At 63.0% G+C, this 19,483-nt stretch carries 15 protein-coding genes and 1 pseudogene; 7 read left to right on the forward strand and 9 right to left on the reverse strand.

The annotated features are described in order from the left end of the window. Positions 1-11: 11 nt before the first annotated feature. The 3 genes from M5G17_RS16935 to pcaC are packed head-to-tail and all read left to right on the forward strand — an operon-like array spanning position 12 to position 2,581. The gene (locus M5G17_RS16935) at positions 12-1,376 is read left to right on the forward strand and encodes a 3-carboxy-cis,cis-muconate cycloisomerase (protein ID WP_273894064.1); all 1,365 of its coding nucleotides are present in this window, start codon (positions 12-14) and stop codon (positions 1,374-1,376) included. An 11-nt stretch (positions 1,377-1,387) separates the two neighbouring features. After that, positions 1,388-2,185, forward strand: coding sequence for a 3-oxoadipate enol-lactonase (gene pcaD / locus M5G17_RS16940; protein ID WP_273894065.1), 798 nt, complete (start codon positions 1,388-1,390; stop codon positions 2,183-2,185). A gap of 3 nt (positions 2,186-2,188) precedes the next feature. Further along, a complete protein-coding gene (pcaC, locus tag M5G17_RS16945; protein WP_273894066.1) occupies positions 2,189-2,581 on the forward strand; it encodes a 4-carboxymuconolactone decarboxylase in 393 nt (130 codons plus the stop codon). An 82-nt stretch (positions 2,582-2,663) separates the two neighbouring features. On the opposite strand, the gene M5G17_RS16950 is transcribed toward pcaC, so the two are convergent. Continuing rightward, a complete protein-coding gene (locus M5G17_RS16950) occupies positions 2,664-3,188 on the reverse strand; it encodes an Mpo1 family 2-hydroxy fatty acid dioxygenase (RefSeq protein WP_273894067.1) in 525 nt (174 codons plus the stop codon). A gap of 88 nt (positions 3,189-3,276) precedes the next feature. On the opposite strand from M5G17_RS16950, the gene M5G17_RS16955 reads away from it, so the two are divergent. Then, a complete protein-coding gene (locus tag M5G17_RS16955) occupies positions 3,277-3,966 on the forward strand; it encodes a Crp/Fnr family transcriptional regulator (protein ID WP_273894068.1) in 690 nt (229 codons plus the stop codon). Here M5G17_RS16955 and M5G17_RS16960 read toward each other — a convergent pair. The 3 genes and pseudogenes from M5G17_RS16960 to M5G17_RS16970 all read right to left on the reverse strand — a co-directional run bounded on the left by M5G17_RS16960 (position 3,938) and on the right by M5G17_RS16970 (position 7,964). Continuing rightward, positions 3,938-5,538: pseudogene (locus tag M5G17_RS16960) on the reverse strand (arylsulfatase). The gene M5G17_RS16955 and the pseudogene M5G17_RS16960 sit on opposite strands and share 29 nt — an antisense overlap. 9 nt (positions 5,539-5,547) lie before the next feature. Beyond that, positions 5,548-6,372 carry an ABC transporter ATP-binding protein gene (locus M5G17_RS16965; protein ID WP_273894069.1) on the reverse strand — a complete coding sequence of 275 codons (825 nt, stop codon included), beginning with the start codon at positions 6,370-6,372 and terminating at the stop codon, positions 5,548-5,550. Next, complete coding sequence (locus M5G17_RS16970) at positions 6,369-7,964, reverse strand: ABC transporter permease (RefSeq protein WP_273894070.1); 1,596 nt, start codon at positions 7,962-7,964, stop codon at positions 6,369-6,371. The genes M5G17_RS16965 and M5G17_RS16970 overlap by 4 nt, the downstream gene beginning before the upstream one ends. Before the next feature lie 278 nt (positions 7,965-8,242). Here M5G17_RS16970 and M5G17_RS16975 point away from each other — a divergent pair, with 278 nt between their 5' ends. Continuing rightward, positions 8,243-9,289, forward strand: coding sequence for an ABC transporter substrate-binding protein (locus M5G17_RS16975; RefSeq protein ID WP_273894071.1), 1,047 nt, complete (start codon positions 8,243-8,245; stop codon positions 9,287-9,289). Here M5G17_RS16975 and M5G17_RS16980 read toward each other — a convergent pair. Further along, a complete protein-coding gene (locus M5G17_RS16980; protein ID WP_273894072.1) occupies positions 9,246-10,172 on the reverse strand; it encodes a LysR family transcriptional regulator in 927 nt (308 codons plus the stop codon). The genes M5G17_RS16975 and M5G17_RS16980 overlap by 44 nt on opposite strands. Before the next feature lie 181 nt (positions 10,173-10,353). Here M5G17_RS16980 and M5G17_RS16985 point away from each other — a divergent pair, with 181 nt between their 5' ends. Beyond that, entirely contained in the window at positions 10,354-11,259 is a 906-nt protein-coding gene (locus M5G17_RS16985; protein ID WP_273894073.1) for a TauD/TfdA dioxygenase family protein, read from the forward strand. A 66-nt stretch (positions 11,260-11,325) separates the two neighbouring features. Here M5G17_RS16985 and M5G17_RS16990 read toward each other — a convergent pair whose 3' ends face one another. The 4 genes from M5G17_RS16990 to M5G17_RS17005 form a co-directional block, all read right to left on the reverse strand. Beyond that, positions 11,326-12,531: an OprD family porin gene (locus M5G17_RS16990; RefSeq protein WP_420793383.1), complete on the reverse strand. Its 1,206-nt coding sequence runs from the start codon at positions 12,529-12,531 to the stop codon at positions 11,326-11,328. 293 nt (positions 12,532-12,824) lie between these two features. Continuing rightward, positions 12,825-14,279: an AdeC/AdeK/OprM family multidrug efflux complex outer membrane factor gene (locus tag M5G17_RS16995; protein ID WP_273894075.1), complete on the reverse strand. Its 1,455-nt coding sequence runs from the start codon at positions 14,277-14,279 to the stop codon at positions 12,825-12,827. Next, entirely contained in the window at positions 14,276-17,428 is a 3,153-nt protein-coding gene (locus M5G17_RS17000) for an efflux RND transporter permease subunit (protein WP_273894076.1), read from the reverse strand. Before M5G17_RS17000 ends, M5G17_RS16995 begins: the two co-directional genes overlap by 4 nt. 3 nt (positions 17,429-17,431) lie before the next feature. Then, positions 17,432-18,583 (reverse strand): efflux RND transporter periplasmic adaptor subunit, encoded by a 1,152-nt coding sequence (locus tag M5G17_RS17005; protein WP_273894077.1) that lies wholly within the window; start codon positions 18,581-18,583, stop codon positions 17,432-17,434. A gap of 259 nt (positions 18,584-18,842) precedes the next feature. Between M5G17_RS17005 and M5G17_RS17010 the strand changes: the two genes are divergently transcribed. Continuing rightward, entirely contained in the window at positions 18,843-19,475 is a 633-nt protein-coding gene (locus tag M5G17_RS17010; RefSeq protein ID WP_273894078.1) for a TetR family transcriptional regulator, read from the forward strand. The last annotated feature ends 8 nt before the right edge of the window (positions 19,476-19,483 follow it).

Here is a 19,483-nt window from a genome sequence, read left to right on the forward strand (position 1 = left end):
AGGACCTGCCAATGAACCCGCGTCCGGGCAATCAGCTGTTCGATGCCTATTTCACCGCGCAGGGGATGCGCGAGATTTTCTGCGACCGTGGCCGAGTGCAGGGCATGCTTGATTTCGAAGCGGCCCTGGCGCGCGCCGAAGCGGCCACCGGGGTTATCCCCCAGGTGGTCGTGGCAGCGATCGAAACCGCCTGCCATGCCGAGCGCTATGACTTTGCCGCACTGGCCCAAGCCATCGCGCTGGCTGGCAACTCGGCCATTCCGTTGGTCAAGGCGCTGGGCAAGGTGATTGCCAGTGGTGTGCCTGAGGCCGAGCGTTATGTGCACCTGGGGGCTACCAGCCAGGATGCCATGGACACCGGCCTGGTCTTGCAACTGCGGGCGGCGCTGGACTTGATCGAACAGGACCTGGCGCAGTTGGCCAATACGCTGGCCCGCCAGGCCCGGGCCCACGCCCAGACCCCCTTGGCTGGCCGCACCTGGCTGCAACATGCCACGCCCGTCACCCTGGGCATGAAGATCGCCGGCTGGCTGGGTGCGTTGAACCGCCACCGCGAGCGCTTGCGCGAGCTCAAGCCGCGCCTGCTGACCCTGCAGTTTGGCGGTGCATCCGGCACCCTGGCGGCGCTGGGCGACAAGGCGCTGCCCGTGGCCGTTGCCTTGGCCGCCGAGTTGGAACTGACGTTGCCTGAGCAGCCCTGGCACACCCAGCGCGACCGCCTGGTGGAGTTTGCTTCTGTACTTGGCATGATCGCTGGCAGCCTCGGCAAGCTCGGCCGTGACATCAGCTTGCTGATGCAGACCGAAGCGGGCGAGGTGTTCGAGCCTTCGGCGCCTGGCAAAGGTGGCTCCTCAACCATGCCGCACAAACGCAACCCGGTGGGCGCTGCGGTGCTGATCGGTGCTGCCACCCGCGTGCCGGGCCTGCTGGCCACGCTGTTTGCCGCCATGCCCCAGGAGCACGAGCGCAGCCTCGGTTTGTGGCATGCCGAATGGGAAACCCTGCCGGAGATCTGCTGCCTGGTGTCCGGTGCGCTGCAGCAGGCGCAGGTCATCGCCGACGGCCTGGAGGTGGACGCCGAACGCATGCGGCGCAACCTTGACCTGACCCAGGGCCTGGTGCTGGCTGAAGCGGTGAGTATCGTCCTGGCCCAACGCCTGGGCCGCGACCGCGCTCACCATTTGCTGGAAACCTGCTGCCAGCGTGCAGTGGCTGAACAGCGCCACCTGCGCGCTGTGCTGGGCGATGAGCCACAGGTCAGCGCCGAACTTTCGCCAGACGAGCTCGATCGTCTGCTCGACCCTGCCCACTACCTCGGCCAGGCCCGTGCCTGGGTTGAGCGGGCGCTGGCTGAACATCACCGCATCAATGCTTGAAGGAGGCTGCAGTGGCACAGGTACAACTCGCCGATGGCGTACTCAACTATCAACTTGAAGGCCCGGAACACCTGCCGGTGCTGGTGCTGTCCAACTCCCTGGGCACTGACCTGCACATGTGGGACACCCAGGTCCCGGCCCTGACCGTGCACTTTCGCGTGCTGCGCTATGACACCCGCGGCCATGGCGGCTCGCTGGTCACCGCAGGGCCCTACAGAATCGAACAACTGGGGCAAGATGTGCTGGCCCTGCTCGATGCCCTGCACATCGACCAGGTGCATTTCTGTGGCCTGTCCATGGGCGGACTGATTGGCCAGTGGCTGGGGATCAATGCCAGTCATCGGCTCAAGCGCCTGATCCTGTGCAACACCGCGGCCAAGATCGGCGCGCCGGATACTTGGAACCCGCGCATCGAGATGGTCCTGCGTGACCGGCAAGCGGCGATGGTCGGTTTGCGTGATGCCTCGATCGAGCGCTGGTTTACCCCGGCTTATGCTGCGGGCAACTCCGAGCAGGCCAAGCGCATCACCGACATGCTTGCCGCCACTTCGCCCGAGGGTTATGCGGCCAACTGCGGGGCGGTGCGCGATGCCGATTTCCGGGATCAGTTGGGTGCGATCAAGGTGCCGCTGCTGGTGATCTCCGGCAGCCATGACGCGGTGACGCCGCCGTCGGGCGGGCTGTTCATCCAGGAGCGCGTGGCAGGCGCGCAATACGCCGAATTCCATGCGGCGCACCTGTCCAACGTTGAAGTCGGTGCGCCGTTCAGCCGCCGGGTGATTGATTTTCTGCTGGGCCGAGAGGGTTGATTCGTGGACGAGAAACAACGTTATGACGCCGGCATGCAGGTGCGCCGCGCGGTGCTTGGCGATGCCCATGTCGACCGTAGCCTGAACAACCTCAGCGAGTTCAACAGCGAGTTTCAGGAAATGATCACCCGCCATGCCTGGGGTGACATCTGGACTCGCCCGGGGCTGCCCCGACACACTCGTAGCCTGATCACCATTGCCATGCTGATCGGCATGAACCGCAGCGAGGAACTGAAACTGCACCTGCGTGCGGCGGCCAACAATGGCGTCACCCGTGAAGAAATCAAGGAAGTGCTGATGCACAGCGCGATCTACTGCGGGATCCCCGCGGCCAATGCCACCTTTCACCTGGCCGAGTCGGTGTGGGATGAGTTGGGGGTTGAGTCCCGGGGCTGACCTTCAAGTGCCCCATCGCTGGCAAGCCAGCTCCCACATGTGGGAGCTGGCTTGCCAGCGATGGGCTGCAAGGCAGCCCCAATCAGACCGCCGCCTTCTTCTGCCGCACCGCCACCGGTCCGACATTGTCCTCGATCGCTTTTTTCAGCTCTGGCCGCATCCCCAGCAAGAACGCCAACTCCGCCACCACAAACAACGGCCCGATGATCAAACCCATCAGATCATCGACAAACGCAGGCTTGCGCCCTTCATAGTGGTGGCCGACAAACTGGATGACCCAGCCGATCACGAACAGCGTAAGCCCCGCACTCAGCCACACCAGGGTGCTTTGCACCGCCAACGCCTGCCCGGCCCACAGGCACAGGCCCAGTAGCAGTGCCATCAGCAGGCCCAGGCGTTGATCCAGGCGCAGGTAGAACCAGCCGGTGACCAGCGCCACCAGCAGCGCCGGCGACACCCAGACGCCACCCAGCTCGGTACCTGGCCGCGATAGCAAAACGGTCACCGCCACGACGATCAGCGGAATGCCGATAAAGTGGGTGAAGATATTGCGTGGATCACGGTGATAGGCGGCGTATTGACTCAGGTGGTCGACCAGGTTTTTCATTGTTGTTCCTCCTGTAGGTGGCGTTAGCATGTCCTACAGATGACTGCCTGTCTGTCGGCTAGCCGACAGAGTTCACCTGCGAGGCGCTATGCGCGAAACCCTGCAGCAAGGTCACTGGTTCCGAGCGTTGCCCCTCATCCTTCAGAATAGCCTGCTGAAGTTGGCCAGGGTGCGCGAGTTGGCGGCCGGGGAATACCTGTTCCAGCGCGGTGATGCGCCATGCGGGCTATATGCGGTGCTTGACGGAGCGATGCGTGTGGGCGCAGTTGCGACCGATGGCAAGGAGGCGCTGTTGACCCTGATTGAAGCGCCGCACTGGTTCGGCGAGATCAGCCTGTTCGACCGCCAGCCGCGCACTCACGACGCCCAGGCGCAAGGGCCGCCCCGGCTGCTGTGGGTACCCCAGGCGCCGCTGCTTAAGCTGCTAGATCAGCAGCCCCGGCATTGGCGTGACATTGCACTGTTGATGAGCCATAAGTTGCGTGTGGTGTTTGTCGCCCTGGAGCAGCAGAGCCTGCTGGCCGCCGCACCAAGGGTGGCGCACAGGTTGTTGCAGATCGCCGCCGGCTATGGCGAATTGCTCGATAGCCGCCGGGTACTGCAGTTGTCCCAGGAGCAGCTGGCGCTGATGCTCTCGCTGTCGCGCCAGACCACCAACCAGATCCTCAAGTCGCTGCAGCAGGAGGGGGTCGTGCGCCTGGGCTATGGCGAGATCGAGATTCTCGACCCCGTACGCTTGCAGGCACTGGCTAGTCCGGCTGGAACGGCGACTGACTGAGGATCACCCCGGTTTCCTCGACATACTTCTGCCACTCACCCAGCAGTGCCTGCAGTTTTGCCGGCTGTACCGTGGCCAGGTCATAGATCTCGCCTGGATCGCTGGCCAGGTCGTACAGCTGCCAGGTAGCCGGACCGACCGGGCCGGGGATATAGACCGCTTTCCAGTGACCCTGGCGAATCGCCCGGCGACCGAACAGCTCCCAGCCGGTGACGGTGTTTTCGTCGTGTACCTGTTCGGTCTCGCCCGACAAGTAACCCAGCCAGGATTTGCCCCGCAGCGGTGCCACATCGCGGCCGCGCCAGCGCGTGCCGGGGTGACGCACGCCGGCAAGATCAAGCAGGGTCGGGGTGATGTCCATTACCGTGCTGAACTGATGGCTGATCTGGCCCTGGCGCGCCAAAGCCGGGTAATGCACCAGCGCCGGCACGCGAATCCCGCCTTCGCTGGTGAAGGCTTTGTACAGCCGTGACGGCGCGGTGGCCGCCTGGGCCCAGTGCGGGCCGTACCAGACGTAGGAGTTGGCCCGGCCGATGTTTTCCAGGCTGTTGTCATAGTGCTGGTCGAGGTAGCTGGCCAGTTGTGGGCCGAACTTGGGGAAGGCTTCAAGCAGCGCGCCCTCGGCGCCATTGTCAGACATGAACAGCACCAGGGTATTGTCGAGCAGGCCCTGGTTGCGCAGGTAGTCCAGCACCCGACCGATGTTCCAGTCCATGCGCTCGACCATCGCCGCGTACACCTCCATGGCCCGCGCCGAACGCTGGCGTTGCTCAGCGCTGAGGCTGTACCAGTGGTTGTCGACGGGGTGGGCCTGGGTATCGGCGGCGATCAGGCCAAGCTGGCGCAGTTTTTCCAGCGCTCCTGGCGCAGCACCTCGGGGCCGGCGTCATAGCGACCCTTGTAGTGCGACACTACCTCGGCCGGCGCCTGCAACGGCCAATGCGGCGCCGAGAAGGGCAGGTAGGCGAAGAACGGCCGGCTCTGGTCGCGCTCTTTCAGGTACTGCAGCAACTTGTCGCCGAAGGCGTCGGAAGAGTAGAAGTCCTTGGGCAACTCGTCGATGAAGGTCTGGTCTTCGATGTACAGCGCCGGCGTCGACTTGAGCAGGCCGGGGGTGTGTTCGTCGTAGGTCGGTTCAAAGCCATAGTGGTTGGCGGCGCCCGGCAGCAGGGCGAAAGAGCGCTCGAAGCCGCGGGCCTGGGGCGCAAGTTCGGCGGTCAGGCCCAGGTGCCATTTGCCGCTCATCAGGGTCTGGTAACCGGCATCGCGCAACAGCTCCGGCAGGGCTACAACGCGGTCGTTGAGATAGCCTTCGTAGCCCGGCTTGCCGATCAGCTCCGGGGTCAACGCCTCGGCCATGGTGCCGATGCCGGCGATATGGTGGTCGGTGCCGGTGAGCAGCATCGAGCGGGTCGGTGAGCAGGTCGGCGCGGTATGAAAATCGGTCAGGCGCAGGCCGGCAGTGGCCAGTGCGTCGAGGTTCGGCGTGGCGATTTCGCCACCAAAGGCGCCGAGGTCGGAGAACCCCAGGTCGTCGGCAACGATGATCAAGAAGTTGGGGCGTTGGCTCATGGTCGCGTCTCAGTAGGCAAGGTAGGTCAAGGGCAGGTCACGGATCTGTTCCGGCACCGGCGGTAGATAGCGCGCGTCGGCGGTCAGTTCGTGCAGCAGGTCTTCGCGCAGGCGGTGGAAGGCGTAGCTGGCGCGTTGGCGCGGGTACGCAAGGTTGATCTCGACGATGCGCCTGATCCGCCCCGGGCGTGGCTCCAGCACCACCACGCGGTCGGCGAGAAACAGTGCTTCTTCGACATCGTGGGTCACCAGCAGGGTGGTGATCTTTGCCCGCGTGCGAATCGCCAGCAGTTCGTCCTGCATCTGCTGGCGGGTCAGTGCGTCGAGGGCGCCGAAGGGTTCGTCGAGCAGCAGGATGCGCGGGCTGGCCACCAGGCCGCGAGCAATCGCCACGCGCTGGGCCATGCCGCCGGAGAGCTGATGCGGGTAGGCCTGGCTGAAGTCCTCAAGGCCCACCAGGGCAATGTACTGGTCGATGCGTTGCTGGCGCTGCGAGGGGGTCAACGGTTCGTTGACCAGGCCCAGGCCGATGTTCTGCGCCACGCTCAGCCAGGGGAACAGACGGTGCTCCTGGAAGACAATGCCGCGTTCGCTGCCGATGCCATTGAGCGGCTGGCCGTCGATCAGGATCTGCCCCTGGTAGTCGTTGTCCAGGCCGATCAGCAGGCGCAGCAGGGTGGATTTACCGCAACCGCTGGCGCCGACAATGGCGACGAACTCACCGTCGGCGATCTGCAGGTTGAAGTCGCGGATGGCTTCCAGCTCACCGCCGGCTACGGCGAAGTGCTTGCCGACCTGATTGAAACTGACCAGAGGGTGGGCGATAGCGTTCATGCTCGTCTCCAGCGCGTGGCGCGCAATTCCAGGTGTTGTCCGAGGGCGCCCAACAGCGCGCCGGTGAGGCCGACCAGGAGCATCCCGGCCATGATGATGTCCATGCGCAGCAACTGCTGGGCGCCGATCATCAGGCTGCCGATGCCGCCGCCCGAGGGCATGAAGTATTCGGCGCCGATGGTGCCCAGCCAGGCGTAGATCAGGCCGATGCGCAGGCCGGCGAAAATCCCCGGCGCAGCGCCCGGCAGCACCAACCGGCGCAGGCGCTGGGGCAGGGTGAGGTGCAGCACGCGGGCGGCTTCTTCCAGCTGTGGCGAACGGTTGGCCACCGCCCGCTGGGTGGCAATGAACAGCGGGAAGAACGCCGCCAGGCCGACGAATACCCACTTGGCCAGTTCACCGAGGCCGAACCAGGCGGTCAGCAGCGGCACCCAGGCGAAGATCGCGATCTGCCGTACGCCGGCCAGGCTTGGCCCGAGCAGACGTTCGGCGGGCGCCGACAGCCCAAGCCACAGGCCCAGGGCAAAGCCCAGGCTGCCACCGAGCAGCAAGCCACCCAGGGCCCGGCCGACACTGATCGCCAGGGCGCCGCTGAGCGAGCCGTCGAGCAGGCCATTGCCGGTGGTCTGCAAGACCTGCAGCGGGGCGACCAGAATCTGCGTGTCGACCCAGTCCAGTTGATTGGCCAGTTGCCACAGCGCCAGCAGCACCAAGGGCAGGAACAAGGCCTGCAGGCGCTGACCTCCTTGCAAGCGCGACCCCCGCAGCTCGGCGCTGGGCGGGTGCGGCCAGTGCACCAGGCGCCGGTCGAGCCAGCCCAGGCCACGGTCCATGACAAATCCCAGCAGGCCGATGACCAGGATGCAGACGAAGACGATATCGAGCATGAACAACTGTCGAGCCCAGACCATCAGGTAACCGAGGCCTTCACTGGAGGCCAGCAGCTCAACCGCCAGCAACGATGTCCAGCCGGTGGCCAGGGCCAGGCGTACGCCGGCAAGAAAAGCCGGCAGGGCTGCGGGGAAAATCAGTTTGCTGATCAGCAGGTGCGGCGGCAGGCGCAATACCGTGGCCGCCTCGCGCAGCCGTGGCTGGGCATCGCGCACGCCGACCAGGGTATGCAGGGTGACCGGGACGATGATCGCCTTGACCAGCACCACCAGCTTGAGTACCTCGCCGATACCGAACAGCACCATGAACAGTGGCACCCAGGCCAGGGTCGGGATCTGCGCCAGGGCATTGAAAGTCGGCAGTACCAGACGCTCGGCGCGGCGGCTGAAGCCCAGCCAGGCACCGAGCAAGGCACCACTGGTGATACCCACCAGCAGGCCCAGGGCCAGGCGTTGCAGGCTGATCGCCAGGTGCGTCCACAGCTCGCCCTGGGCAAGCTCCAGGCCGCTCTGCCAGACCAGGCTCGGCGCTGGCAGTATCTGTTCGCTCATCCACTGGTTGCGGGTGGCCAGCCACCACAGGGTTGCCAGTAAAAGTGGCAGGTACCAGGCCTGCAGGTGGCGCAGGGGCAGACCGTCGAACCGGCGGGTCAGGCCTTGCGAGCTGGCCAGTGGCAAGCTGGAGAGTGAAGCTCGGGCCATGGAAACCTCCGCACGTTGGCTATTTACTTATTCTTAAATTGAATTAATAGATAAATATCAATTCGTTTAGGTGATAAGAACCTGCATTTAAAGCTGCTGCCACAACGCGCAGCCAATGCATTCGAAGCATATTTTTCTTGTGTCTGATGCATGGCGTGCTGCAAGGCCCGTGGTACAGCTTTTATAATTTATAGTTATTAAAATGTAATTTATTAGTATTTATTTGATCGTTAGTGTTGTCGGTAGCGTGGTCGCACCATTACAAGGAGTCGCGTGCCATGAACCTGTCGATCAACCGTGTGTTCAATCTGTTTGCCGTTCCCGCCCTGGCCGCGGTGGTCGGTTGGCTGCCACCGCTGGCTCAGGCAGCCGAGGTCAAGGAGATCCGTATCGCCGTACCGGACCTGAGCGCCGGCAGCCAGCATTCCGGCGGCGGAGTGACCGACGTGCTGCGTGACCAGCAACTGCTGGAAAAAGCCTTCGCCGCCGATGGCATCCATATCCAGTGGAACTACTTCAAGGGCGCGGGTCCGGTGATCAACGAGGCATTCGCCAATGGCCAGGTCGACTTCGCCTACCTTGGCGATCTGGCGGCGATCATCGGCAAGGCCAATGGCCTTGACACCCGCCTGCTGGCCGCCACCGGGCGTGGCATCAAGCACTACCTGGGAGTCGCACCGGGCAGCAACATCAAGACTTTGCAAGACCTCAAGGGCAAGCGCGTGGCGGTGTTCCGCGGCACCGCCACCCAACTGTCGTTCGATGCCGCCCTGGCCAGCCAGGGCTTGAGCGAGAAGGACCTGAAAGTCATCAATCTGGATTTCAATGCGGCGATTGCCGCTCTGGCCGCCAAACAGATCGACGCCACCTGGGGCTCGACCGGTGTCAGCGCGCTCAAGCAACGTGGCCTGGCTGAGTTGCCGCTGAATACCCGTGACTTGGGTGGCGCTGGGAATGTCCAGGCGGTGCTGGTTGGTTCAGGTCGCTTTGTCGACGAGCACCCGGAACTGGTGGAGAAGCTGCTCGCCGCCCAGGAGCAGGCCGTGCACTGGCTGACCCAGGACGACAACAAGCAGGCCTATATCCAGCTGGTCTCGGGGCTGGCCAGCTACCCGCCGGCGATCCTTGAGCAAGACCTGCAGAACGAACAACTGAGCAAGATATTTCCTTCCACCCTGGATGCCGACTTCCTGGCCAAACTGCAGGCTTCGGTGGACCTCGCCGCGCAGCAGCGGCTGATCCGCAAGCCGTTCAAGGTCGAGCAGTGGTTGGCGCCCCAGGCTACCCGGCCAGCACCTGCGCCTCTGGCTGCCGATCGAGGCTGATCAGGGTTTCGATCATCGCCCGGGCAGCCGGAGACAGGCGATAACCGCTGCGGCTGACAATGCCGCAGCGGGCGTTGAGGCTGTCGAGGTTGGCCGGCAGGTTGCGCCAGTGCAGGCGCACCAGGCGGCCTTGGTCGATGTCCTCGGCAAAGGCTTCTTCGGTGCCGATGCCAATTGCATCAGTGCCGAGCACGATCTTTACCAGCGTAGGAAGGTGCTCAGTCTGCACCTGCGGGGCGAAGTCGGTCTTGCCGCTGAGGTTGGCCAGCAGCTTGCGTACTCCCGGCGGTATCAGGGTAGTGGCCAGCGGGTAGTCGAACATGTCGTTGGTCGACAGACTGTCCTTGGCCAACAACGGGTGCCCCGGGCGGCAGAAGAACAGGCCGCGGCGCGGGCTCAGCGGCTGGGTCTGGAAGTTCGGGTCGGCCTCGAAGTGACGGATGTCGGCAACGAAGAATTCGATCTCTTCACGGCTCAGCGCACGGCTGAGTTTTTCCCAGTTATCTACGTCGAAGCAGGTGCGCACCCTGGGGTGTGCGCCGAGAAAGTGTGCAACCGCCTGCGGTACCAGGTGCACCGCTGGCGCCGGGCCGCAACCGAAGCGCAACTCGCCGGCATCGAGCTTGGTCATTTGTTGCACTTCACTGTTGAGCTGCGCCGCGCCTTGCACCAGGCGCAGCGCGTGTTGCAGCACCACCTGACCTTCTGGCGTGGGGCGCAGGTCCTTGTTGCCGCGATCGATCAGTACACAGCCGAACTCCTGTTCCAGGCCCTGGATGCTGCGGCTGAAGGCTGGCTGGGTGATGCCCATGGCATCGGCGGCGCGGACAAAACTGCGGTGTTCGGTGAGGGCGATGAAGTAACGCAGTTGGCGAAGATCCATATGCTTTCCCGGCATTCCAAAAATACGGCGAAGGTATTTGCCGCCGCGCAGGCTCAGGTTTTAAATGCAAGCTCTTATTCCGTCAATGAAGTATCTGTTTATTTGTTAGAGCTTATTTGCATATAAATAGAGCAGAGGTTTCAACACCGTTTCGCACAACCAGCCAGATGAGGGTCAAACCATGAGCAATGCCGCACGCGCCGTCGCAACTGTTACCCACGTGTTGGACATCCACCCGGTAGCCGGGCGTATCGGCGCCGAAATTCGCGGGGTGCAGTTGAGCGCCGACCTTGAGCCCGCCGTGATCGAAGCCATCCAGGCCGCACTGGTGCAGTACAAGGTGGTGTTCTTCCGCGCCCAGACTCACCTCGATGACCAGGGCCAGGAAGCCTTCGCCCACTTGCTCGGCGAGCCGATCGCTCACCCCACCGTGCCGGTGCGTGAAGGCACGCGCTACCTGCTTGAACTCGATGGTGGTGAAGGGCGCCGGGCCAACTCCTGGCACACCGACGTGACCTTTGTCGATGCCTACCCCAAGGCTTCGATCCTGCGTTCGGTGCTGGCGCCCGAATCTGGTGGCGATACCGTGTGGGCCAATACCGCCACGGCTTACCAGGACCTTTCAGTGGAGTTGCAGGCGCTGGCTGACCAGCTCTGGGCCGTGCACAGCAACGAGTACGACTACGCCGCAGCCAAGCCCAACGTGAGCCTTGAGCAACTGGAAAACTACCGCAAGATCTTTACCTCGACGGTGTACGAAACCGAGCATCCGGTGGTGCGGGTGCACCCTGTCAGCGGCGAGAAAAACCTCTTGCTCGGGCACTTCGTCAAACGCATCAAGGGCTACTCGCAGAGTGATTCGGCGCACCTGTTCAACCTGTTGCAAAGCCATGTCACGCGCCTGGAGAACACCGTGCGCTGGCGCTGGCAGGCGGGTGATGTGGCGATCTGGGATAACCGTGCAACCCAGCATTACGCGGTGGACGACTACGGCACCCAAGGCCGGGTGGTGCGCCGGGTGACCTTGCAGGGCGATGTGCCGGTGGGGGTGGCCGGGCAGCGGAGCCGGACGGTTCGCGGGGCCTGAAATTATCGCGGGGCAAGCCCGATCCCACAGTTTCTTCCTGTAGGAGCGGGCTTGCCCCGCGATTAATCAGAGAATACTGATCGGATAGCTGATGATCAGCCGGTTCTCGTCAAAGGCGTTAGTGCTGTAGTCCCGGCGCATGGTCGAGTTGCGCCATTTGGCCGACAGGCTCTTCAGGGTCCCGGACTGGATCACATAGGCCAGCTCTGACTCCCGCGCCCATTCCTTGCCATCGGTAATGGCGCCGGTGTGCACGTTGTCGCCGCTGATGTAGCGGTTCATCAGGGTCAGCCCGGGCACGCCGAGGCCGGCAAAGTTGTAGTCGTGACGCAGTTGCCAGGAGCGTTCCTGGGCGTTGTCGAAGCTTGAGTTGTAGCTGTCGTTGGCCAGGGTGCCGCCACTGGTGCCGTTGACCCGCATCCAGGCATCGTCGCCGCTGACTTTCTGCAGGCCAAGGTAGAAGGTGCTGGCACCGTACTTGGCCGACAGCAGCGCCGAGGTGGTGCGGTTGTCCAGTTTGCCGGCGCGTTCGGCACCGTCTTCCTTGCCGATGAAGTAGCCAAGGTTGGCGCCAAGGGTCCAGTCGCCCACAGGCTGGCTGTGCACCAGGTTGAAGTACTGCTGGTTGTAGATGTCCTTGAGTTCGGCATTCCACAGGCCAATCATCGTGCGCTTGTCATTGAAGCTGTATTCGCCGCCGGCAAAGTTGAAACGGTCGGAGGTGAAGGCTGCGCGGCCGTTCATCGACATGTCTTGCATGCTCGCGTCATTGCGTGGGCTGTTGCCGCGGAACTGCCCGGCATACAAGGTCAGGCCGGTGATCTCCTGGGAAGTGACCTGCCCCCCTCGGAAGGTTTGCGGCAGCGAGCGGCCGTCGTCGGAGCGCAAGATCGGCAGCACTGGCATCCACTCGCCAACCTTCAGTTCGGTGTTGGAGATCTTCGCTTTCAGCGCCACGCCCAGGCGGCCGAAATCGTCGGCCGGGCGACCGTCATCGTGCACCGGCAACAGGTGGGTGCCCGCCGTGCCCTTGCCACCATCGAGTTTGACCGAGTACAGGCCCAGCACATCGATACCGAAGCCGACCAGGCCCTGGGTAAACCCGGAGCGGGCATCGAGGATGAAGCTCTGGGTCCATTCCTCGGCCTTGCCCTGGGGGTTGGCCGGGTCGACGAAGTTGCGGTTGATGTAGAAGTTGCGCAAGTTGAGGCTGGCCTTGGCGTCCTCGACAAATCCACCTTCGGCAGCCAGGGCGGGGAGCGTGCAAGTCATGGCCAGGAAGCCGGGAAACAGGTGTCGTGCGGGTGAGGTCATGGTGTGTTGTCTCTTGTTTTTATGTAAGCCGAAGCCATCCGCTGCGACGATTGGAGGTCACAGGCCGGGCGACGATCTTTGGGGACAGGCTTTGTAAATGTTGCGAAGCGATGGTGCGGGGCAGGGGGGGATGAATCAATTCGTGACAGGCGGAATTGGGCGGTAATCGAACGGTAACGGGTGGGTTAATTCATTGTCGTGGGACAAAAAAAAGCCCACCGCAAGGGTGGGCTCTTCTACAACGCAGTCACTCAGCCTTTCGGCGTCTGGGCTGCAGCCTGCTGCTGCGCCTGACCGGTCTGCTCGTACCAGCCGCCACCGAGGGCCTTGTACAGGTTGACCTCGCTGACCAGCTGCGACAGGCGATCGCTGATCAACGACTGCTGGGTGTTGAACAGCTGACGCTGGGCGTCGAGGAAGGTCAGGTTGCTGTCGATACCGATGCGGTAGCGACGTTCGGCCAGACGGTAGTAGTCCTGGTTGGCGGCAACCAGGTCACGCTGGGCCTGCAACTGCTGATTGAAGGTCTGGCGCGCGGCGAGGCCATCGGAGACTTCCTGGAAGGCGGTCTGGATGGTTTTCTCGTACTTGGCGACGTTGATGTCCTTCTGGATCTTCGAGTAGTCGAGGCTGGCACGCAGGGACCCGGCGTTGAAGATCGGCAGGTTGATCTGCGGCTGGAACAGCCAGGTACCCGACCCGCCCTTGAACAGGCCACCCATGTCCGGGCTCAGGGTCCCGGCATTGGCGGTCAGGCTGATGCTCGGGAAGAACGCTGCACGAGCGGCGCCAATGTTGGCATTGGCGGACTTGAGCAGGTGTTCGGCTTCCTGGATGTCTGGCCGGCGTTGCAGCAGGTCGGACGGCAGGCCCGCCGGTACTTCGGCCAGCAGGTCGCTGTCGAGCGGCTGGGCGCTTGGCAGGCTGGCCGGCACACCGGTGCCGAGCAGCACGGTCAGGCTGTTGAGGTCCTGAGCCACCTGGCGCTGGAACTGCGCCAGCTTGACCCGAGCGCCTTCGACCGAGGTGCGTGCCTGGCTCAGGTCCAGGGCCGACGCCACACCCACTTCATTGCTGCGCAAGGTCAGCTGGTAGCTTTCCTCGTAGGTCTTGAGGGTGTCCTCGGTCAGCTTGAGCAGCGCCTGGTCGGCCTGCCAGGTAAAGTAGGCGTTGGCCACACTGGCCACCAGGCTGATCTGCGTCGAGCGTCGCGCTTCTTCGCTGGACAGGTAGATCTCCAGCTGTTGCTCGGTCAGGCTGCGCACCCGGCCGAACAGGTCGAGCTCGTAGGCACTGACCCCGAGAGTTGCCGAGTACTGGCTGGTGATGCTCGAGTCATTGCCTTGCGACATGTTCGCGGGCATCCGCTGACGGCTGCCGCTGCCATTGGCCGAGACCGCCGGGAACAGGTCGGCGCGCTGGATACGGTACTGCGCACGGTAGGCATCGATGTTCAGCGCCGCGACCTTGAGGTCGCGGTTATTTACCAGCGCGCTCTGGATCAGTTGCTGCAACGCCGGGTCATGGAAGAATTGACGCCAGCCCTGTTCGGCGGCGGCCACCTCGGCCGACTCGGTCGGCGAGTAGGCAGGGCCTTGCGGCCACTGCGCGGCCACCGGCGATTCCGGGGTCTGGTAGTCAGGGATCAGCGAGCAGCCGCCAAGAATGAAAGCGGTGACCGCCAGGGACAACAGGGACTTACTCATTGCCCGGCCTCATAGCGTGGGGTTTCAGGGGTGGCGTCCTCTTCGGGCTTCTTGCTACCGAACAGCGACGACACACTAACGAAGAACAATGGCACCCAGAAGATAGCCAATACGGTGGCAGTCAGCATCCCGCCGATCACCCCGGTACCGATGGCGTGCTGGCTACCGGAGCCTGCACCGGTGGAGATGGCCAACGGTACCACGCCGAGGATGAACGCCAGCGAGGTCATGATGATAGGCCGCAGACGCATCCGGCAGGCCTCGATGGCCGCATCGACCAGGCTGCGGCCCTGCTCGTGCAGTTCCTTGGCGAACTCGACGATCAGGATCGCGTTCTTCGCCGCAAGACCAATGGTGGTCAACAGACCCACCTGGAAGTACACGTCGTTGGACAGCCCGCGCAGGCTGGTGGCCAGCAGCGCACCGATGATCCCCAGCGGTACCACGAGCATGACCGCAATCGGGATCGACCAGCTTTCATACAGCGCCGCCAGGCACAGGAACACCATCAGCAGCGACAGGGCGTACAGCGCTGGCGCCTGGGAACCGGACAGGCGCTCCTCATACGACAGGCCCGTCCAGGAGTAACCGATACCCGCTGGCAGCTGTGCGGCCAGGCGCTCGACCTCAAGCATCGCTTCACCGGTACTGTAGCCTGGGGCGGGTGCACCGAGAATCTCCATGGCTTCGACGCCGTTGTAACGCGACAGCTTCGGTGCACCGTAGATCCACTCGCCCTTGGCGAAGGAGGAGAACGGCACCATCTCGCCAGCGGCGTTGCGCACGTACCATTTCTGCAGGTCTTCGGGGCTCATCCGCGCACCGGCTTCACCCTGGATGTAGACCTTCTTGACCCGACCGCGGTCGATGAAGTCGTTGACGTAGCTTGCACCCAGGGCAATCGACAGGGTGTTGTTGATGTCGGCGATGGTCACGCCCAGGGCACTGGCGCGCTCGTCGTCGACGGTCAGTTGGTACTGCGGTTCATCGTTCAGGCCGTTCGGACGCACTGCCGAGAGGATCTTGCTTTGCGCGGCCATGCCGAGGAACTGGTTACGCGCTTCCATCAGCTTGTCGTGACCGACGCCGGCACGGTCCTGGAGGAACACGTCGAAACCGGTGGCGTTACCCAGCTCCAGTACCGCAGGCGGGGCGAAGGCGAACACCATCGCGTCGCGGAAGCTGAAGAAGTGCTGCTGGGCACGGTTGGCCAGGTTGAATACGTTGTTCTCGGCAGAACGCTCGCCCCACGGCTTGAGCATGATGAAGGCCATGCCCGAGCTCTGGCCACGACCGGCGAAGTTGAAGCCGTTGACGGTGAACACCGAGGCAACGGTATCGGCTTCCTTGTCGAGCAGGTAGCTGCGCATCTCGTCGATCACCACCTGGGTGCGCTCGGCACTGGAACCGGCCGGAGTCTGCACCTGGGCGAACAGTACACCCTGGTCTTCTTCAGGCAGGAACGCCGTGGGGATGCGGGTGAACAGCCAGATCATGCCGACTACGATCAACAGGTAGGCCAGCAGGTACGGAGCCTTGTGCCGCAGCATGTTGCCGACGCCGCTTTCGTAGCTACGCACGCTGCGGTCGAAGTTGCGGTTGAACCAGCCGAAGAAGCCGCGCTTGGCAACGTGGTGCTCGCCCTTGGCAATCGGCTTGAGCATGGTTGCGCACAGCGCCGGGGTGAAGATCAGTGCCACCAGTACCGACAGGGCCATGGCCGAGACGATGGTGATGGAGAACTGCTTGTAGATCACCCCGGTGGAGCCGCCGAAGAAGGCCATCGGCAGCAGTACCGCCGACAGTACAAGGGCAATACCGACCAGGGCACCCTGGATCTGGCCCATGGATTTCTTGGTCGCTTCCTTGGGTGACAGGCCCTCTTCGGCCATCACCCGCTCGACGTTCTCCACCACGACGATGGCATCGTCCACCAGCAAGCCGATGGCCAGCACCATGCCGAACATGGTCAGGGTGTTGATACTGAAGCCAGCGGCGGCAAGGATGCCGAAGGTACCCAGCAATACAACCGGTACGGTCATGGTGGTGATGATGGTGGCGCGGAAGTTCTGCAGGAACAGGTACATCACCAGGAACACCAGCACGATCGCTTCGATCAGGGTGTGGATTACCCCGCTGATCGACTCGGTCACCACCGGCGTGGTGTCATACGGGAACACCGCCTTCATGCCTTCCGGGAAGAACGGCTCCAGGTCGTTGATGGTCTGGCGCAGGGCCTTGGCGGTATCCAGGGCGTTGGCGCCGGTCGCCAGTTTGACTGCAAGGCCGGAGGCCGGTTTGCCGTTGAACTGTGCGCTGATCGCGTAGTTCTCACCGCCGAGGCTGACCTTGGCGACATCGCTCAGGCGTACCTGGGAGCCGTCACGGTTGACCTTGAGCAGGATCTTTTCGAACTGCTCAGCGGTCTGCAGGCGGGTCTTGCCGATGATCGTGGCATTGAGCTGGGTGCCGGGCAGGGCAGGCAGGCCGCCGAGCTGGCCGGACGACACCTGGACGTTCTGCGCGGCCACGGCGGTGCGCACGTCGACCGGGGTCAGCTGATATTTGTTCAGCTTGGCCGGGTCGAGCCAGATACGCATGGCGTACTGGGCACCGAACACCTGGAAGTCACCGACACCGGCCGTCCGCGAGATCGGGTCCTGCATGTTGGAGACGATATAGTTGGCCAGGTCGTCCTTGGTCATGCTGCCGTCTTCAGACACCAGGCCAATGACCAGCAGGAAGTTTTTCACCGCCTTGGTCACGCGGATACCCTGCTGTTGCACTTCTTGCGGCAACAGCGGGGTGGCCAGGTTCAGCTTGTTCTGTACCTGGACCTGCGCGGTGTCGGGGTTGGTGCCCTGCTCGAAGGTCGCGGTAATGGTCATGCTGCCGTCGGAGTTACTTTCCGAGGAAACATAGCGCAGGTTGTCGATACCGTTGAGCTGTTGCTCGATCACTTGAACCACGGTGTCCTGCACGGTTTGCGCCGAGGCGCCCGGGTAGGTCACGGCGATGGCGATGGCCGGCGGTGCGATGCTCGGGTACTGGTTGATAGGCAACTTGAGGATCGACAAGGCGCCGACCAGCATGATCACCAAGGCGATCACCCAGGCGAAGATCGGGCGATCGATAAAGAATCTCGACATGGTTTACTCCCCTTTGGCCTCTGCAGTCGATGCATTGGCCTGGGTTGGCTGGGCAGGCTTGACGTTGGTGGCGTCGCTGACCTTGACCTCGACGCCCGGTTTGACGAACTGCAGGCCTTCGGTGATCAGGCGATCGCCCGGGTTCAGGCCTTCCTGGATCAGCCAGTCGCTACCCACGGTCCGGCTGGCCTTGAGCTGGCGCAGTTCGACCTTGTTGTCTTGGTTGACGATCAAGGCGGTCGGCTGGCCTTTAAGGTCGCGGGTCACGCCTTGTTGCGGGGCGAGGATGGCAGCGCTGTTGACCCCGGCGGCCAGGCGCGCGTGGACGAACATGCCTGGCAGCAGGTTGTGTTCAGGGTTGGGGAACACTGCACGCAGGGTCACCGAGCCGGTGGTCTGGTCTACCGAGACTTCGGAGAATTCCAGGCGACCGTCCTTGCCGTAGGTGCTGCCGTCTTCCAGGGTCAGAGTGACCTTGGCAGCGTTGTCGCCGACCTTCTGCAACTGGCCGCTTTCCAGTTCGCGGCGCAGCTTGAGCAGCTCGGCCGAGGACTGGGTGACGTCAACGTAGATCGGGTCGAGCTGCTGGATCACCGCCATGGCATCGACCTGGCCATTGTTGACCAGGGCGCCTTCGGTCACCGAAGAGCGGCCGATACGACCGCTCAGCGGCGCCAGGACCTTGGTGTAGCGCAGGTCGATCTGGGCGCTGCGCAGCGAGGCTTCAGCCTGCAAACGTTTGGCATTGGCGTCGTCGTATTCCTGGCGGCTGACAGCCTGTTCGGCGACCAGTTGCTTGTAACGCTCGGCCAGCGAGCGGGTCGATTGCAGGTTGGCCTGGGCGCTGGTCAGGGTCGCCTCGTACACCGACGGGTCGATCTGGTACAGCTGCTGACCTTCCTTGACTTCGCTGCCTTCCTTGAACAGGCGCTTGAGAATGATGCCGTTGACCTGGGGGCGGACCTCGGCAATGCGGTACGCGGTGGTACGGCCTGGGAGGTCGGACGTCAGGGTATAGGCTTGGGTTTGCAAGGTTACGACGCCGACCTGAGGAGCTTGCGCCGCAGGCGCCGCCTCTTCCTTTTTACAGCCGCTGAGCAGGGTTGCCAGGGCGACGGCGGAAACCAGAGCGGTAACAGCTGGCTTGAATTGCATGAAGATCCTCGGGTCGCAAGAGCTGAAGACGCTCAAGAATAATGGAAAGGGTGCGCTATAAAAAATGCTGTCGAGTGGATAAATAGCTTGCTAAGGAATATACTTACATTCATGGTTGTTTGTAAATACCTCGCAGGCGACGCATTCAGTCCTAGCGAGCCCCCAAATTAATACATCCGGTAACAGTCTTCAGAGGCTGACCCGGGCCTACTCCCAGGCACCCAGCGTGCGTGCCCGGGCCTGATGAGGTTGTACTGCCATGGTCCGTCGAACTAAAGAAGAAGCCCAGGAAACCCGTGCCCAGATTCTTGAAGCTGCGGAAAAGGCCTTCTATAAACGCGGGGTAGCGCGTACCACCCTGGCTGATATCGCCAAGGAAGCGGGGGTGACCCGTGGCGCCATCTACTGGCACTTCAACGACAAGGCCGAACTGGTTCAGGCCATGCTCGACAGCCTGCACGAGCCGCTGGACGCCCTGGCGCGCGCCAGTGAAAGCGAGGATGAAGTCGACCCGCTCGGCTGCATGCGCAAGCTGCTGGTGCGTCTGATGCACCAGATGGTGCTTGATCCGAAAACCCGGCGAATCAATGAAATTCTGCATCACAAATGCGAGTTCACCGATGATATGTGCGAGATCCGCCAGCAACGGCAGGCCTCGACGGTCGATTGTCATGCCCATATCGCGTTGTCGCTGGGCAATGCAGTCAAGCGCGGGCAACTGCCCGCCGACGTGGACCCGGATCGCGCGGCATTGGCTATTTATGCCTATATAGACGGATTGATCCGTCGCTGGCTACTGCTGCCAGACAGCTTCGACCTGCTCAATCAGGCCGAGCTGTGGATCGATACCGGGCTGGATATGCTGCGCTTGAGCCCCGCCTTGCGCAAATGACACTTTGT

This window comes from Pseudomonas rubra (assembly GCF_028656935.1).
GTDB lineage: Bacteria > Pseudomonadota > Gammaproteobacteria > Pseudomonadales > Pseudomonadaceae > Aquipseudomonas > Aquipseudomonas rubra.